Genomic DNA, 16,052 nt, shown 5'->3' with positions numbered 1-16,052 from the left:
GGGGATGGGCGTGACGATGGCGGCGGCGCCCGACCCGGCACCTGCGGCGATGGCCGATGCGCGGGTCGTCTTCCCGGCCGCGGTGCCGCAGGGCGCGCTGGTGATCGGCAAGGTACCCGCCGGCAGCACCGCACGCTACGGCGAGCGCGTGCTGCGCCCGACACCGTACGGCTCGGTGGTGTTTGGCATCGGCCGTGACGAGCGTGGCCCGGTCCGCGTCGACGTGCAAGGCCCCGACGGCCGCAGCCAGACGATCAGCATCGCCGTCACCCCGCGCGACTGGCCAGTCGAGAACATCCAGGGCGTGCCGCCCAAGACCGTCAATCCGCCGCCGGCCATCGCCGAGCGCATCCGTCGCGAGCAGGCGCAAGTCGTCGCCGCACGTGCCCGCGACGACGACCGCGCTGATTTCGCGCAGGCCTTCATCTGGCCGCTGCAAGGCCGCATCAGCGGACGCTTCGGCAACCAGCGCATCTACAACGGCACGCCGAAGTCGCCGCACTCGGGCATGGACATCGCCGCGCCGAACGGCACCCCAGTCAAGGCGCCGGCGGCGGGCGTGGTCACTTTTGCCGGCCCCGACCTCTACCTGACCGGCGGCACCTTGCTGATCGACCACGGCCACGGCGTCAGTTCCAACTTCCTGCACCTGTCGCGGATCGACGTGAAAGTCGGCGAGCGCATCGCCCAGGGCCAGGTGGTCGGAGCGGTCGGGGCCACCGGCCGCGCCACCGGCCCGCACCTGCATTGGGGCATGAACTGGTTCGACGTGCGCATTGATCCGCTGCTGGTGCTCGAACGCGGGCAGTAACGTTTCCGCAGCCGTTCACCCGTGCCACGCGCGGCGGCGCGTTCGTCATCCGATAGCTGTATTTCCATACGGCGCGGTGCTCGAACGCGGGCAGTAACGTTTCCGCAGCCGTTCACCCGTACCACGCGCGGCGGCGCGTTCGTCATCCGATAGCTGTATTTCCATACAGCGCGGTGCTGGAGCGCAGTACCCACACCCGCCACCTCACCTTAGGGCGCCAACGACGCCTGCGGTTTGACCCGCCCCAGCACGAAGTGGCTCGGGGTCATTTCCAGGTCGTGCGGCGTGACCATCTTCGGGTTCGGGTTGGGGAAAGGCACCCACGCGAGCACGCTGCCGCCTTGCGCCGTCGCGACCGGTTCGGGCAGCCCCAACGTCGCGCGTGCGGTAGCTTTCTGCGTGGCGAAATCGTCGTCCGTCAGTGCCTGCGCCTGCAACAGGCCCGGTGGGAACGCGGCTTCTGGCTGTACGCCGGCTGCGGCCAACGCCGCCTGGCGCCCGGGGCGCAGCAACGGCCACAGCTCCTTGAGCAAGGCCAACCAGTCGACCTTCGGAAACGGCGCGTCATTCGGCGGCGACAGCACGATCTGCGGCGCCAGCATGCCGGTCGGAATCGCGGCATTCTCGGAAAAACAGCGGAAGACAAATTCGCTGCAGATCATTTTTGAGGCATTGTCGTTGATGACATGGTCCAGCGCCTCGTGCAACAGCCAGCGCAGGCGCACGTCATCGACCGGCAGGCTCTTGTCGCGCACCGCCACCAGCACGCCGACCATGAACAGATCATCCATCGCGTACGGTGTACCGACCAGCCCCTCACCGTGTTCGACTACGAGTTGCCGGTCCTCATTGGTCAGCGGCAGCAGGTCGTAACGAAGCGGCCGGCAGGCATCGATGAACAGGACCTGGTCGTTGTCGAAACGCGCACTCAGCGGATTTTTCTGCACCCCGTGGGTGGTTGCATCGAGCACGGTGCCGTCGTTGCCGACCATGCCGGCATGGCTGTAGATGCTGTCGCCGAACCAGGCAATCAGCGAAGACAACTGGCCCTGACTGCGCATCAGCAGGATGTCGCCGGGCATCAGCCCGGAACGGTCGAAGGCGGCGGTCTTTGGCACGACTGGCTGTTCAAGACTCATGTCAGGGCTCCCTGTGCTCTAGCGGTGGTAGTTGTGACTCGATGACTGGTGACGCGGTCGCGCCCAGCCGATTTGCTGGCGTACAGCGCGGTGTCGGCCCGCTCAAGCAATTGCTCGGCGCTCTCGCCGTCGGCCAGCTCGGCAACCCCCAGGCTCATGCTGACCCGCAGCAGCACGCCGTCGATCGACAACGGTCGGCAGTTGAGTGCATCGCGCAGGTGCTCGGCGACGACCGTTGCCTGCTCCAGATAGGTATCGGGAAGCAGCACGACCATTTCGTCGCCGCCGTAACGGCCAAGCAGGTCACCGGTGCGCAACCGGTTGCGGGCACGCAGAACGACGATGCGCAGGGTCTGGTCACCCATGCGGTGGCCGTGGGCGTCGTTGATGCGTTTGAAGTGGTCGATGTCGAAGAACACCAGCGACAGTGACGAGTGAGCCTGCCGTGCACGCTCGACTGCCGCACGCAGCCGTTCCTCGAATGCCGTCCTCGTCAACGCACCGGTTAGGGTATCGAAGGTGGCCAGTTCGCTGGCGCGGTCACGGTCCTGGCGCAATTGCTGGATCTTGTAGGTCACGCCCGTCATCAGCACCAGTCCGGACAGCACGCAGCAGACCGGCACCGCGTACTCCGTCCACGCCCAATGCGCCCACAGGCCTTCGATCTCGCCAACGCGCAGCACTGCCAGCATCACCATCGGCGTCCACGACAGCAGCACGAAATAAGCCTCGCGCTGCCGCCGCCATGCGCCGACCACGGCCGCCACCAGCATGCCGACCAGGATCACCAGCAACACCACGTTGCCGAAACGAGCGATCCAGCCTGCCGCACTGAACAGCGAGACCACCATCAAGGCCAGCATGACCAGGTTGGCGGTTGCCAGGATCCGCATCAGTCCCGGTTGCCGCACCGACAGGTTCAGGTAATACGCGACAAAACCGCTGCTGGCGATGACCGCCACCATGGTCACCAGCCGGATCATGCGCAGGTCCGCACTGAACCAGTGCGCCAGCCACGGCAGCGCACGCACCTCGCCGCCGATGCAGACCAGATACAGCATCTGCGCCGCCAACGTGAGGAACAGGAACAGGTAGCTGCGATCGCCGATGCCGATCCACAACCCCACCGCGAGCAAGGACAGCATCACCATCATGCTGAGCACGAACATGCGCCAGCCGACGTGGGCCAGGTCCTGACGATGCACTTCCGCCAGCGGTTCGATACTCACCGGGACCGGCGTCGACGCCAGCGCTTCCACCCGCAGATAAAGCGACTGACCGGCCGCCAGTCCCTGTACCAGCGGCACGACCACGGCACGCGTCGAAAACCCGGTGTCCCGATCCATGCCGGTCAGGCTGTGGCGCAGCGGTGCAGACGCCCGCGCCGTTGGCCAGACTTCGATGCGATGCAGATACGGTGAGCGCAGCACCAGGTGCGGCTGGGCCTGTGGCGGTATTGGCCGCACTGCAGTCAGGCGCCACCAGTACCGCTGCTTGTCCGGCTGCAGCAGCACAGGTTGCGCAAGCACGATGAACTGCCGGTCGAAACCGCCCGACAGCACTTGCGCGGGCGGCGGGTCGGCATCGAGCCGCGACAATTGCACGCCCTGCGCCCATGCCCACGGCGTTGCCAGCCACAGCCAACACCAGAGCCAGACCTGCCACCATCGGTGCATGGGTGTCCCTCCCCTGTTCGTCGCAGCCTAGCGACGAGACGAGCATGTCGTCGTTGGTGAGCGCGGGCAGCGGTTCATGACACCGCTTCTTGCAACCGTGCGGCGGTATGCCCAGTGACGCAGTCGCGGCCGGCCGCCTTGCTGCCGTAGAGCGCGGTATCGGCGCGTTCGAGCAAACGCCCGGCCGTCTCGCCCTGGTGCAGCTCGGCGACACCAAGGCTGAGGCTGGCGGGCAACAGACGGCCTTCGATCGACAGCGGCCGGCAGTTAACCGACACGCGCAGGTTCTCGGCCACACCCATTGCCTCGCGCAATTGGGTGTCAGGCAACACCACCAGGATCTCGTCGCCGCCGTAGCGCCCGAACAGGTCATAGGTGCGCAGGCGGTTGCGCGTACGCAGGGCAATGATGCGCAAGGCCTGGTCGCCGATGCGGTGGCCGTGCTCGTCGTTGATCTGCTTGAAGTGGTCGACGTCGAAGAACACCACCGACAGCGGGCGCCGCCCCTGGTGCGCGGCTTCGACCAGAGCCCCCAGCCGCTCCTCGATGGCCGGGCGGGTCAACGCGCCGGTCAGGACATCGTAGGTCGCCAGGTGGCTGGCATGGTCGCGATCGCGGCGCAGCTGGTGCACGTGATCGGTCAGGCCGATCGTCAGCACCAGCCCGCCCAACGCGAAGCCGATCGGAAAGGCGTACTCCATCCACTCCGGGTTGCGCCATGCGCCGAGCAGCTCACCGACGCGCAGGATCACCAGCACCACCATCGGCGTCCACGACAGCAGCATGAAATAAGCCTCGCGCTGGCGCTTCCAGGTACCGACCACGCTCGCCACGAACATCGTCACCGCTGATACCAGCAGCACCACATTACCGATCAACGCGATCGCGCTCGCGGCCGTGCCGATGGTTGCCAGCATCAGGGCCAGCAACACCAGGTTGCAGCCGTACAGCACCCGCATCAGCCGTGGCTGCCGCCGTGGCAGGTTCAGATAGAACATCAGGAAGCTGTTGCTGGCGAGTACCGCGAGCAGGCCGAACATGCGGCCGATCCGCGGGTCGGAGCCGAACGCCTGCGCCAGCCACGGCACCATCCGCACCTCACCGCCGATGCTGGCCAGGTACATGGCCTGCGCGACCAGCGTCAGCAGCAGGAACGCGTAGCTGCGCTCGCCGATGCCGATCCAGAAACCGAAGGCGAGTATCGCCAGCACGGCCAGGGTGCCGAGCACCAGCGTACGCAACGCGACATGGCGCAGGTCGCGGCGGTGCACGTCCACCAGTGGCTCGACCGTCACCGCCATCGGCGTCGGGCTCAACATGTGCATGCGCAGGTAGATCGACTCGCTCGCGGCCAGCCCCTGCGGCAGCGGCACGACCAGTGCGCGTGTGGAGAAGGCGGGATCGGCGTCGTCACCGATCAGGCCGCGGCGCACCGGCATGACCTCACCGGGCCGCCAGATCTCGACGTGGTTGAGGTAAGGGGTGCGCAGTACCAGCTGCGGTGCATCGTCCGCCGGCACCGCCTGGCGGGCGGTCAGCCGCCACCAGCGCGGGCGTTTGGTGGTCTCGAAGATGGCCTGGCCGGAAACGCGGGCGAACTCGCCGTCGTGTTCACCGGCCAGCACCTGCACCGGCAGCGGATCACCGTCGAGCCGGGCGACGTCGAAGACCTGCGCCGGCACGGTCGCCGCCACGAGCATCCCGACAAGCAAACCAAGCGTTTGCCACCACCGACGCGAGGGTTTCCCCATACCCGTCCCGGCCCCGAGCGAGATCGGCAGGATAGCCCATATGTGAACCCGGTCGCATAAAGCGGCCGGACCTGGCCTCAGTCGTGGGCCCCGCGGCCGCTGACCCGTGCCACTGCGTCGTGGGCGTGCAGGCTCTCGAAGTGCGAAACCTGCGCATCGAAACGCTCGATGCGGGTGTCGACCGCCAGTGCGGCGGCGACGCGGCGCGCGGCGTCCTCGCAGAACATCAGGTTCTCGGCGTTGAGACGGGCAAACGCCTGTTCGTCCTCGCGCTTGACCGCGGTCTGCACCGGGGTGGCTAGGGCCTGCTCGATGGCGTCGATCATGGCCACCAGCGGCAGTTCGTCGAACGCCGGGCGCAGCTCGACGTGGATGTCGGCACGGCTGCGCTGGGCGTGCGGGGTCCCGGCCAGGCCGCGCTCGGAGGCCAGCCATTCGGCGACCACGGCGGTCGACAGCGGTCGTGCGACCGCGAAATCCTCGGCAAAGCGCTCGGCGTTGAGCTGGCGCGACAGCGCCGCCGAGGCCGGGCAGGTGCTGGAATACTCGACCGCGAAACGCAGGCCCAGGTGCAGGTGACCGTCGCGCAGGCTGGCGTCGATCTCGACCGGGTAGCGCTTCCAGCCGGCGTTGTCGCTGGCCAAGGCCGGCCGCAGCAGCAGCTGCTCATAGCGCAGCACCAGCCGCGCCGCGCTGGAGATGCCGCCCTGGCTGTCGACCAGGGTCTGCAGCACGCGGCGCAGGCCGGCCGGGGTCACCGTCTCGCTGGCAAAGGCGTGCTGCAGTTGCAGGTACATGCGCGACATGTGGATGCCGCGGGTATTGGCATCCTTGAGGTCGACCGAGACATCGACCGACGCGGCCACCGTCATGGCCTCGCCGTCACCGGCCCCGACCCGCAGCGGCAAGGCGATGTTGGACATGCCGACCCAGTCGAGCGGTCGCGCCGCGGCGGCGGCATCGAAGGCGACATCGGGCAGGCGGCGCGGGGTATTGGGAGTCGTGGTCACGGCAGCTGAGATGGGGACGGCGCGGGGGGACGCAACGGCCGCCATTGTAGCCGCCGGCCCCGCAGCGGCCGGGCTCAGGCCTGAAACGGTCAGTTCAGCGGCCGTTGCGGGCGGCGCGCCAGGCGGCCAGCAGTGCCGCCCAGGGCGGCAGCGGCAGGGCGGCGTCGCCGCGCACCAGACGCTTGCGTGCCAAGGCCGCCCACAGCCGCCGCGGCCGGGTGGCGGCGGTGGCCGCGGGCCAGTCGGCCAGCAGCTCGGCCGCCCAGGCGCGCACGGTGGCGTCCTCGCCGGCTCGCGCCAGCACGCTCAGCGGCACCGCCGACTCACCGACCTGGGCCAGGCGAGCGTGCAGCAGGCTGGCAGCGATCGCCGGCAGTGCTGCGCCGTCCTCAACCCTGCCATCGGCGAACAAGCCCGCCTCGACCTGTGCGATCGCACTGGCGAAGGGCTGCAACCGCCGCAACGCCTCGGCACGGTCGCGCGGGCGTTCGCGGCTTTCGCGCAGGGCCGGCAGCGACGCAGCCAGCGTCGTCCACGGGGCCGGCAGGCGCTGCAGGGCGACACCGAGCGGATGCCGACGCCCGCCCTTGGCCCAGCCCTGCAGCTCCTCGCTCCACCAGCCCAGCTTGGCCTCGCCGGGACGCGGGTCGCTGCCACCCCAGGCGGCATCGGTCAGTTCCTGTTGCAATGCGGCCCAGGCCATTGCGGTCTCGCGTTGCACCGGTGGCACGAACACCTGCGCCACCGCCCATTCCGGCCAGCGCGCGCGCCATTTGTCGAGGAAGCTGTCGAGCCCCTCGTCCTGCTCCGGCGCAATGTGTTCAGGCATGGACGCGTTCATCGCGTCGCTGGCCATGCCGATGCGGCAGACAATTCCAGCGGCTGCTCGATCATCGTGTTGGCCTGCCACGCCAGCGGGTCGTCCTCGATCAGACGGTAGCCCCACAGCGCCGCCACCGCCGGCATGCCGGCGGCGCGGGCGGCGATGATGTCGCGCTCGTCGTCGCCGACATACACGCACTGTGCCGGTGCGATCCCGATGCGCTCGGCAGCGACCGTCAACGGCAACGGGTGCGGCTTGCGCTGCGGCAGCGTGTCGCCGCCGATCAGCACCGCACAGCGTCGCTCCCAGCCGAGCAGGGGAATGAGCTGCTTGGCCAGGTATTCGGGCTTGTTGGTGACAATGCCCCAGACACTGCCGGCGGCCTCGAGCTGCGCCAGCATCGCCTCGATGCCGTCGAACGGCGCACCAAAGCGGCCGAGTTCGCGCTGGTAGCAGTCGAGGAATTCGGGGATCCAGGTATCGCGCTCGCTCGCCTCGACCTGCGGGAACGCCGCCGCGACCATCGCGCGCGCACCCTTGGACACGTGCGGGCGCAGCTCGTCGAGCGCCATCGCCGACCGACCGCGCGCGGCGCGCATCGCGTTGACCGCAGCGAGCATGTCCGGCGCGCTGTCGAGCAGGGTGCCGTCCAGATCGAACAGCACCGCCTTGGGGAAGGCCACCGTCGCAAGCGCCACCGTCACGCGACGGTCTCGGTCGGCTTGACCGCGCAGGCCAGGTAATTGACGTCGGTGCGGCCGATCACGCGTGCAGCGTTGCGCCAGGGTTCGTACATCAGGCCGCTGACGTCCTCGAGCTGCAGGTCGGCCTCGCGCAACCACGCTCCCAACTCGGACGGCTTGATGAAGTCGCGGTACTGGTGCGTGCCCTTGGGCAACAGCCGCGCGACGTACTCGGCACCGACAATCGCCAGCGCGAACGCAGCCGGGGTGCGGTTGAGCGTCGACACGAACAACCGCCCGCCGGGCTTCAGCAGGCCCGCGCAGGCGCGGATGATCGACGCCGGGTCGGGCACGTGCTCGAGCATTTCCATACAGGTGACCGCATCGAACTGGCCGGGCAACTCCGTCGCCAGCGATTCCACCGACTGCAGCCGGTAGTCGACGCGCACGCCGGTCTCCAGACCGTGCAGCTTGGCGACCTTGACCAGCTCCGGGGCCAGGTCGAGCGCGGTCACCTGTGCGCCCTCGCCCGCCAGCGCCTCACTGAGCAGGCCGGCGCCGCAGCCGACGTCGAGTACGCGCGCGCCGGCCAGCGGCGTGCGCGCGGCGACATAGCCCAGCCGCGCCGGATTGAGCGCATGCAGGGCCTTCTGCGGGCCGTCCGGATCCCACCAGCGCTGGGCCAGGGCGCCGAACTTGTCGAGCTCGGCCTGGCTGAAGTTGGTGTCGTTTGAAGCTTGCGTCGTCATGCTCGATCTCCGGGGCCGTCATCCCCGCGCAGGCGGGAATCCATGGACATTTCTAGGAAAAACAAAAGTCCCTGGATTCCCGCCTACGCGGGAATGACGAGCAAATGCAACAACAAAAACATACTGCTCAAGTCAGCCGGATCGCCGCGATCCGCGAGCGCCACTGCTTGGCGTTGGCGATCAGTGCGTCGGTGTCGATGTTGACCAGCACGCGGCCGCGCAGCTTGGCCTGACCGGCGATCCATACGTCGCTGACCTGTTGGCGCCCGACGGCATAGATCAGCTGCGAGATCACGTGGTGCAGCGGTTGCGTTTCCAACTGGTCGAGGTCGACGCAGACCAGGTCGGCCTGCTTGCCCGGCTCGATCGAGCCGATCTTCGTCTCGAAGCCAAGCGCGCGCGCGCCGCCGAGCGTGGCCGCATGCAACGCGCTGGCCGCATCGAATGCCGACGCGTCCTGAGCCACCGCCTTGGCCAGCAGCGCCGCGGTGCGGGTCTCGCCGAACATGTCGAGGTCGTTGTTGCTGGCGCAGCCGTCGGTGCCGATGGCGAGGTTGACGCCGGCCTGCTGCAGCTTGCCGATCGGGCAGAAGCCCGAGGCCAGCTTGAGGTTGGATTCGGGGCAATGCACGACGCTGACGCCGCGCTGCGCGCACAGCTCGATCTCGGCGTCGGTGAGCTGGGTCATGTGCACCGCGATCAGGCGGTCGTTGACCAGACCGAGCCGGTCCAGCCGCGCGATCGGACGCTGGCCGTGCTTGTCGTGCGACTCGACGACCTCATGCGCGGTCTCGTGCGTGTGCAGGTGCACCGGCACGTCGAGCTGGTCGGCGAGCATGCGGATGCGCTCGAAGTTCGCGTCCGACACGGTGTACGGCGCGTGCGGGGCGAAGGCGGTACTGATCAGCGGGTCGTCGCGCCACTGGTCGTGGACTTCACCGGCGCGGTCGAAGTACTCGTCCGACGAGCTGGCCCAGGCGGTCGGGAAGTCGATCACCGGCAGGCCGACGCGGGCGCGGAAGCCGTGGCGCTTGTAGACCGCAGCCTGCACGTCTGGGAAGAAGTAGTTCTCGTTGGCGCAGGTGGTGCCGCCACGCAGCATCTCGGCGATGGCGAGCGTAATGCCGTCGGCGACGAACTCTGGCCCGATCACCGCGCCCTCGACCGGCCAGATGTGGCCCTGCAGCCACTCCATCAGTGGCAGGTCGTCGGCGATGCCGCGCAGCAGCGTCATCGGGTTGTGGGTGTGGGCGTTGACCAGGCCTGGGATCAGCGCCGCCTCCGGCCGCGACACGGTCTCCTTGGCGACGAAGCGCGCGCGCGCCTCGCGGGTCGGCAGCAGCGCCACGATCGCGCCGTCGGTAATGGCAACGGCGTGGTCTTCGAGCACCACGCCGTGCGGTTCGACCGGGACCACCCAGCCGGCTTCGATCAAGAGGTCGCAGCGCTGGGGGTGGTGGTCGCTGGTCATGCACTCATCCTGTCATTCCGAACGAAGTAGAGGAATCTGCTGCTGTCGGGTTGCGATCCGGCGACAAAGCGAAAGCGAAAGCAGATCCCTCGCTGCGCTCGGGATGACGATTTGGCAAAGTCGTGGCCGCAAAAGCGGCCACGGGCCAAATCGTCACTTCACCCGGCTGACGTACTCGCCCGAGCGGGTGTCGACCTTGATGGTTTCTTCCTGACCCACGAATAACGGCACCCGCACCACGGCGCCGGTTTCCAGCGTGGCCGGCTTGCCGCCGCCGCCGGAGGTGTCGCCGCGCACGCCCGGATCGGTCTCGGTGATCTTCAGCTCGACGAAGTTCGGCGGCTGCACGGAGATCGGCGAACCGTTCCACAGCGTGACCACGCATTCTTCCTCGCCCTTGAGCCACTTCTCGGCACCGGCCATGCCGGCCTTGTCGGACTGGACCTGCTCGAAGCTTTCCTGGTTCATGAAGTGCCAGTACTCGCCGTCGGAGTACAGGTACTGCATGTCGGTGTCGACGACATCGGCCTGCTCGACGTTGTCGGTGGCCTTCATGGTCATTTCGACGACGCGGCCGGACTTGATGCTGCGGTACTTCACGCGGGTGAAGGCCTGGCCCTTGCCCGGCTTGACGTACTCGGTCTCGGTGATGATGCACGGGTCGTTGTTGACCAGGATCTTCTGACCGTTCTTGACGTCGTTCATGCCCAAGGTGGCCATGGTGAAACTCCTGCGTATGAATAAGTGTCGGGGCGCCGACCCGCGTTGATGGCCGCGGAGGCTAGAATGTCGGGCTGTTGTGTCGGGCCGAAGGCCGCGGCGCAAGGAAAACCGGTCCGCCATGATACCTGCAGCCCCTGCCTCGATGCAGCCCGCCCCCCAGCCCGCCACCCCCATCGCCCCGCGCTGGCAACAGCTCTGGCGCGACGCCGTGCGCGACCCGCGCGAGCTGCTGGCCCTGCTCGGCTTGGATCATATGGATATGGGGCCGGCCTGCCTGGCGATCTCGGACGCGGCCGCCGCGCATTTCCCGTTGCGGGTGCCGCATGGCTTCGTCGCGCGCATGCGCCGTGGCGACCCGCACGACCCGCTGCTGCGCCAGGTGTTGCCGCTGGACGATGAGATGAAGCCGATGCCCGGTTTCTCCCTGGACGCCGTCGGTGACGGCGCCGCCAAGGCCGGCCACGGGGTGATCCGCAAATACCGCGGCCGCGCCCTGCTGGTCGCGACCGGCAGCTGCGCGGTGCATTGCCGTTACTGCTTCCGCCGCCATTTCCCTTATGCCGAGGAAACCGCGGCCGCGGCCGGCTGGCGCGACGCGGTCGAACTGATCCGCGCCGACACCGCCATCGACGAGGTCATCCTCTCCGGCGGCGATCCCTGGTCGCTGGCGACGCCCAAGCTGGCCGAGCTCACCGACGCGCTGGCCACGGTGCCGCACCTCAAGCGCCTGCGCATCCACACCCGCCTGCCGGTGGTGCTGCCCGAGCGCGTCGACGACGCCCTGCTCGCCTGGCTGGGTGCCCTGCCCTGGCCGGTCACCGTCGTCCTGCACGCCAACCACGCCAACGAGTTCGACGACGCCGTCGACACCGCCCTCACGCGCCTGCGCGGCACCGGCGCCACCTTGCTCAACCAGGCGGTCCTGCTGCGCGGCGTCAACGACTCGGTCGATGCGCTGGCCGCACTGAGCGAACGCGGCCATGCCGCGGGCGTGCTGCCGTATTACCTGCACCAGCTCGACCGCGTCCAAGGGGCCGCCCACTTCGAGGTGAGCGACGCGCAGGCGCGGCAGCTGCACGCGGCGCTGGCCGCGCGCCTGTCCGGCTACCTGGTGCCGAAGCTGGTACGCGAAGTTGCAGGCGATCCCGGCAAACGGCCGCTCTAGCAATGGCCGCAGGCGGTCACGATCCGCCATTTCCAATCCGTCGCGCATCCCGTTTTGACGCATTTTGCGTGGACGATTGCGCGTGTTCATGTCATAAACCCGCCTTGGGGAGGTGACGCAATGCAATTCGGCAAAGACACGGCGCTGCGCCTGCTGATCGTCGACGACAGCGTCGAGGCAGCCGAGGCCATCGTCAGCGGGCTGCGCAACAGTGGCATCGCGGTACGTCCATCGCGACCGGAAAACGTCGATGAGCTGACGGCCCTGATCGCACAGCAGCCGCCGGACCTGGTGCTGGCCGCGCGCGAGACGCACAACGTGCCGATCGCCAAGGTCATGCAGTGCGTGGACGCCAGCGGCAAGGATCTGCCGGTGCTGGTGCTGCTCGACGACATCGACGACGCGCGCCTGCTCGAAATCATGGGACTGGGCGCGCGCGGCGTGCTGCTGCGCGGCCACCCGGAGCATGTCCAGACACGGGTGCGCAAGGAGTGGGCGGACCTGGAGGCGCGCCGTTCGCAGCGCAAGCTCGAAGCCCAGGTGCGCGAGACCGAACGCCGCTGCGACGCGCTGATCGAGTCCTCGCGCGACCCGATCGCCTACATCCACGAAGGCATGCACATCCGTGCCAACGCGGCCTACCTGGAGATCTTCGGCTTCGAAGGGTTCGAGGACGTCGAGGGCATGTCGCTGCTCGACCTGATCGCGCCGCAGCAGGTCGACGGCTTCAAGCAGTTGCTCAAGCAACTGGGCAAGGGCGAGGCGCCGCCACGCCACGAAACCCAGGCGCGCGCGCTTGATGGCAGCCATTTTCCGGCGGTCATGGAATTCACCCCGGCCAGCTACGAAGGCGAGACCTGCCTGCAGGTGATCCTGCGCCGGCAGGAGCTCGACCCCGACCTGGCCCGCGAAGTCGAGGCGCTGCGCCAGCGCGACCAGGCCACCGGCCTCCTCAACCGCGCCACCTTCCTGCGTGCACTCGAGGACACCGTCGCCGATGCCGCCCAGAACGCGACCCACCACGGCCTGCTGCTGATCGAGCCCGACCATTATGTGCGCCTGCTGCAGGACATCGGACTGGACGCGGCCGACGACCTGATCGGCGCCTTCGCGCAGCGGTTGCGCAGCGTGCTCGGCCCGAACGACATCGCCGCACGCTTCGCCGAGCACCAGTTTGCGGTGCTGACCCGCAACAGCGATCACCTCCACACCGCCGGCCTCGCCGAGACGCTGCGCGCGGCCTTCGCCGACCACGTACTGGCGACCGACAGCCGCTCGCTCAACGCCACCGTCAGCATCGGCGGCGTGCAGATCGGCGAGAAGATCGCCAGCGTCACCGCGGTGCTGGGCAAGGCCAGCCAGTGCGTGCAGTCGACCGTCAGCGTCGGCGGCAACCGCATCGAGCTGTTCGACCCCGGCGCGGTCGACCGCGCCGAGGAAGAGCGCATCGAAGCTTGGGTCGCGCGCATCCGCGATGGCCTCGACGGCGACCGTTTCGTCATGGACTACCAACCACTGATCGGCCTGCACGGCGCACCCGACGAGATGTACGAGGCCTACCTGCGCCTGCGTGGCGAGCACGGTGAGCTGGTGCCGCCGCTGGCGTTCCTGCAGATCGCCGAGGAGCACGGCCTGCTGTGGGAGATCGACCGCTGGGTGGTAGGCAAGGCCATCGCGGTGATCGGTGAGCGCCTGCGCGCCGGCAAGCGCACCACCCTGCTGGCCAAGATCACCCAGGCCTCGCTGCAGGACCAGAGCCTGCAGCAGTTCATCGGTGAGCAACTGGCCAAACACGGCGCCGATGGCAAGCTGCTGGTGCTGCAACTGCCAGAGTCGAAGGTGTTCACCCACCTGCGCGCGGCGCAGGAGTTCCAGGCCGCGGTCGCCCAGTTCGGCGTACGCGTGGGGCTGGAGCAGTTCGGCGTCGGGCTCAATTCGTTCCAGTTGCTCAGCCACTTCGACGCGGCGCTGCTCAAGATCGACCGCAGTTTCATGGAAGAACTGCCGAGCAACCCCGACCACCAGCAACGCATCCGCGAGATCGCCGACAAGGCGCGCGAGCTGGGCAAGCAGACCATCGCCGAATTCGTGCAGGACGCGGCCAGCATGACCATCCTGTTTGGTGCGGGCATCGACTACGCGCAGGGGCACTTCCTGGCGCCGGCCGGGCCGGAGATGGATTACGAGTTCTAGCGACCCGATTCGCCGGCTGGCAGCGGACACTCCAATGTCTGCTGTCGGTCGCGAATCGCACGGAATCAGCTCGGCGCCCGGGGAATTGCGTCACTCAAGCCGCACATCGAGTCCGAGGGCCTCGGCAATCACGATGGTTTGATCGATCGTGATGATCGCCTCCTTGAGGCGGACATTCTCTGGCTCCAGCGCGCTCAGGTCGCTTCCACGCAGGTCGCAACCGGAAAAATCGACGCTGTGGAGCCATGCGCCGGACAGATCAACGTCACGGATTGAACTGCGCTGGCATTGCGCCCCGGTCAAATCGGCCTCCCGCAATCGGGTTCTGAGAAACGAAGCACGCCGCAAGTCAGCGCCGGGCAGGCCGACAAAAGCCCAATCACCATCGATGACCTGCATGTGGTCGAACTGGCAGCCATCGAACATGCTTCCCACGACCTTGCATTCCGTGAACCGACTGTCGAAGAAGTTGCACGATAGGAAAGTGCAGTTCACAAAGGCCGCGCTGTGGTGTACGGAAGCATTGAAGCGAGCGCGTCGAAATGTGCACTCGTTGAAGACCGTTCCGAAATTTTCGCCTTCGGTAAAATCAAGGTCTGCAAACAGTGTGCCCTGATACAGCTCACGCTGAAGTTTCCGGCCATACCAGTCGGCACCGGCAATCGTGGCGTCGGTTTTTGGCGCAGGTTCACCGTACTTTCGTTCGGCCATGCGACGCGGTTGCCTCTCGCTCAATAGGGGATGGCGATGCTCTGCGCAAGGAGAGAGCTTCCTGTACGGCCAGATCGGATACGCGGCCGCGTCGGGCCAGACATGACAGCACCGCACTGACTATAGACCGGCGCCGTCGTTGATCCATAACAGCCACGAATCGGTCGCTGTCTTTCCAACTAGGAAGCCCGCCTTTCGGCGGGCTTCCTCTATACGGGTGATACGGAGCTGGATCAGCCCACCACGCTGCCGCGCACCTGTTCGACCGGGGCATTGCGCAGGGTCTCGATGCGCTCTTCCAGCGGCGGGTGGCTCATCAGCAGCTTGCGCAGGCCGTGGCCGACCGCGCCGCTGATGCCGAAGGCCTGGATGGTCTTGGGCAACGTGCTTTCGCCATGGGTCTGCGACAGGCGCTGCAGCGCGGCGATCATCTTGTCGCGGCCGGCCAGGCGCGCGCCGCCGGCGTCGGCGCGGAACTCGCGGTAACGCGAGAACCACATCGCGATCATGCTGGCAAACAGGCCGAACACCATGTCGAGCACGAACACGATCACGTAGTAGCCGATGCCCGGGCCGCCCTCGCGGTTGCCGCTGATGTAGCCGTCGATGACACGGCCGACCACGCGCGCCAGCACGATCACGAAGGTGTTGAGCACGCCCTGGATCAGCGCCATGGTCACCATGTCGCCGTTGGCAACGTGACTGACCTCGTGCGCGAGCACGGCTTCGGCCTCGTCGCGGTTCATCGCCCGCAGCAGGCCGGTCGATACCGCCACCAGCGAGTTGTTGCGGCTGGGACCGGTGGCAAAGGCGTTGATCTCGGGCGCGTCGTAGATCGCGACCTCGGGCATCTTGATGCCGGCAGCCTGCGCCTGGCGGTGCACGGTCGTGACCAGCCACTGCTCGGCCTCGTTGCGCGGCTGCTCGATGACGTGGGCGCCGGTGCTGCGCTTGGCCATCCACTTGGAGGTCATCAACGAAATGAACGAGCCGCCGAAGCCGAATACCGTGGCCATGACCAGCAGGCCGCCCTGGCCACCCAGTTGGATGCCGAAGAAATTCTGCAGCATCGCCATGACGATGCTGAGCAGGGCCAGTACCGCCAGATTGGTGGCAAGGAACAGTGCGACACGCTTGAACATGACAG

14 protein-coding genes are annotated in these 16,052 nt (G+C 67.6%); 3 read left to right on the top strand and 11 right to left on the bottom strand.

The annotated features are described in order from the left end of the window. The first annotated feature begins 4 nt into the window (after positions 1–4). Positions 5–811: a M23 family metallopeptidase gene (locus ACFOLC_RS14360; protein WP_386760020.1), complete on the top strand. Its 807-nt coding sequence runs from the start codon at positions 5–7 to the stop codon at positions 809–811. A gap of 209 nt (positions 812–1,020) precedes the next feature. On the opposite strand, the gene ACFOLC_RS14355 is transcribed toward ACFOLC_RS14360, so the two are convergent. The 9 genes from ACFOLC_RS14355 to efp form a co-directional block, all read right to left on the bottom strand. Further along, on the bottom strand, positions 1,021–1,950 hold the full coding sequence (locus tag ACFOLC_RS14355; protein WP_386759942.1) for a hypothetical protein: 930 nt from the start codon (positions 1,948–1,950) through the stop codon (positions 1,021–1,023). Continuing rightward, positions 1,947–3,626 carry a sensor domain-containing diguanylate cyclase gene (locus ACFOLC_RS14350; protein WP_386759941.1) on the bottom strand — a complete coding sequence of 560 codons (1,680 nt, stop codon included), beginning with the start codon at positions 3,624–3,626 and terminating at the stop codon, positions 1,947–1,949. The genes ACFOLC_RS14355 and ACFOLC_RS14350 overlap by 4 nt, the downstream gene beginning before the upstream one ends. Before the next feature lie 74 nt (positions 3,627–3,700). After that, positions 3,701–5,326, bottom strand: coding sequence for a diguanylate cyclase (locus tag ACFOLC_RS14345; RefSeq protein WP_386759940.1), 1,626 nt, complete (start codon positions 5,324–5,326; stop codon positions 3,701–3,703). Positions 5,327–5,454: 128 nt separating this feature from the next. After that, positions 5,455–6,387, bottom strand: a complete 933-nt coding sequence (gene folE2 / locus ACFOLC_RS14340; protein WP_386759939.1) for a GTP cyclohydrolase FolE2 — start codon at positions 6,385–6,387, stop codon at positions 5,455–5,457. Between the two features lie 94 nt (positions 6,388–6,481). Next, positions 6,482–7,216, bottom strand: coding sequence for a squalene/phytoene synthase family protein (locus ACFOLC_RS14335; protein WP_386759938.1), 735 nt, complete (start codon positions 7,214–7,216; stop codon positions 6,482–6,484). A gap of 8 nt (positions 7,217–7,224) precedes the next feature. After that, positions 7,225–7,944, bottom strand: coding sequence for a phosphoglycolate phosphatase (locus ACFOLC_RS14330; RefSeq protein ID WP_386760019.1), 720 nt, complete (start codon positions 7,942–7,944; stop codon positions 7,225–7,227). Beyond that, positions 7,911–8,642: a bifunctional 2-polyprenyl-6-hydroxyphenol methylase/3-demethylubiquinol 3-O-methyltransferase UbiG gene (ubiG, locus tag ACFOLC_RS14325; RefSeq protein ID WP_386759937.1), complete on the bottom strand. Its 732-nt coding sequence runs from the start codon at positions 8,640–8,642 to the stop codon at positions 7,911–7,913. The genes ACFOLC_RS14330 and ubiG overlap by 34 nt, the downstream gene beginning before the upstream one ends. Before the next feature lie 127 nt (positions 8,643–8,769). Continuing rightward, positions 8,770–10,113, bottom strand: a complete 1,344-nt coding sequence (locus ACFOLC_RS14320; protein WP_386759936.1) for a TRZ/ATZ family hydrolase — start codon at positions 10,111–10,113, stop codon at positions 8,770–8,772. A 153-nt stretch (positions 10,114–10,266) separates the two neighbouring features. Then, the gene (gene efp, locus ACFOLC_RS14315) at positions 10,267–10,833 is read right to left on the bottom strand and encodes an elongation factor P (protein ID WP_386759935.1); all 567 of its coding nucleotides are present in this window, start codon (positions 10,831–10,833) and stop codon (positions 10,267–10,269) included. A gap of 121 nt (positions 10,834–10,954) precedes the next feature. On the opposite strand from efp, the gene epmB reads away from it, so the two are divergent. Both epmB and ACFOLC_RS14305 read left to right on the top strand, forming a co-directional pair. After that, complete coding sequence (gene epmB, locus ACFOLC_RS14310; protein ID WP_386759934.1) at positions 10,955–12,001, top strand: EF-P beta-lysylation protein EpmB; 1,047 nt, start codon at positions 10,955–10,957, stop codon at positions 11,999–12,001. A gap of 120 nt (positions 12,002–12,121) precedes the next feature. After that, positions 12,122–14,194 (top strand): GGDEF/EAL domain-containing response regulator, encoded by a 2,073-nt coding sequence (locus ACFOLC_RS14305; protein WP_386759933.1) that lies wholly within the window; start codon positions 12,122–12,124, stop codon positions 14,192–14,194. 90 nt (positions 14,195–14,284) lie between these two features. Here ACFOLC_RS14305 and ACFOLC_RS14300 read toward each other — a convergent pair whose 3' ends face one another. Continuing rightward, on the bottom strand, positions 14,285–14,905 hold the full coding sequence (locus tag ACFOLC_RS14300; protein ID WP_386759932.1) for a pentapeptide repeat-containing protein: 621 nt from the start codon (positions 14,903–14,905) through the stop codon (positions 14,285–14,287). A gap of 233 nt (positions 14,906–15,138) precedes the next feature. Beyond that, the gene (gene htpX, locus ACFOLC_RS14295) at positions 15,139–16,047 is read right to left on the bottom strand and encodes a protease HtpX (protein ID WP_386759931.1); all 909 of its coding nucleotides are present in this window, start codon (positions 16,045–16,047) and stop codon (positions 15,139–15,141) included. Positions 16,048–16,052 lie beyond the last annotated feature (5 nt).

The sequence above is a fragment of the Lysobacter cavernae genome (assembly GCF_042648505.1).
Taxonomy (GTDB): Bacteria; Pseudomonadota; Gammaproteobacteria; order Xanthomonadales; family Xanthomonadaceae; genus Lysobacter_L; species Lysobacter_L cavernae.
Note: the sequence above shows the minus strand (reverse complement) of the source record. Positions and strands in the feature narration are given on the sequence as shown.

Bases quoted from the DNA above. Each gene is read 5' to 3' on its own strand.
- ACFOLC_RS14360 (WP_386760020.1), top strand. From the start codon at position 5: ATGGGCGTGACGATGGCGGCGGCGCCCGACCCGGCACCTGCGGCGATG.
- ACFOLC_RS14355 (WP_386759942.1), bottom strand. From the start codon at position 1,950: ATGAGTCTTGAACAGCCAGTCGTGCCAAAGACCGCCGCCTTCGACCGT.
- ACFOLC_RS14350 (WP_386759941.1), bottom strand. From the start codon at position 3,626: ATGCACCGATGGTGGCAGGTCTGGCTCTGGTGTTGGCTGTGGCTGGCA.
- ACFOLC_RS14345 (WP_386759940.1), bottom strand. From the start codon at position 5,326: ATGCTCGTGGCGGCGACCGTGCCGGCGCAGGTCTTCGACGTCGCCCGG.
- ACFOLC_RS14335 (WP_386759938.1), bottom strand. From the start codon at position 7,216: ATGCCTGAACACATTGCGCCGGAGCAGGACGAGGGGCTCGACAGCTTC.
- ubiG (WP_386759937.1), bottom strand. From the start codon at position 8,642: ATGACGACGCAAGCTTCAAACGACACCAACTTCAGCCAGGCCGAGCTC.
- ACFOLC_RS14320 (WP_386759936.1), bottom strand. From the start codon at position 10,113: ATGACCAGCGACCACCACCCCCAGCGCTGCGACCTCTTGATCGAAGCC.
- efp (WP_386759935.1), bottom strand. From the start codon at position 10,833: ATGGCCACCTTGGGCATGAACGACGTCAAGAACGGTCAGAAGATCCTG.
- epmB (WP_386759934.1), top strand. From the start codon at position 10,955: ATGATACCTGCAGCCCCTGCCTCGATGCAGCCCGCCCCCCAGCCCGCC.
- ACFOLC_RS14305 (WP_386759933.1), top strand. From the start codon at position 12,122: ATGCAATTCGGCAAAGACACGGCGCTGCGCCTGCTGATCGTCGACGAC.
- ACFOLC_RS14300 (WP_386759932.1), bottom strand. From the start codon at position 14,905: ATGGCCGAACGAAAGTACGGTGAACCTGCGCCAAAAACCGACGCCACG.
- htpX (WP_386759931.1), bottom strand. From the start codon at position 16,047: ATGTTCAAGCGTGTCGCACTGTTCCTTGCCACCAATCTGGCGGTACTG.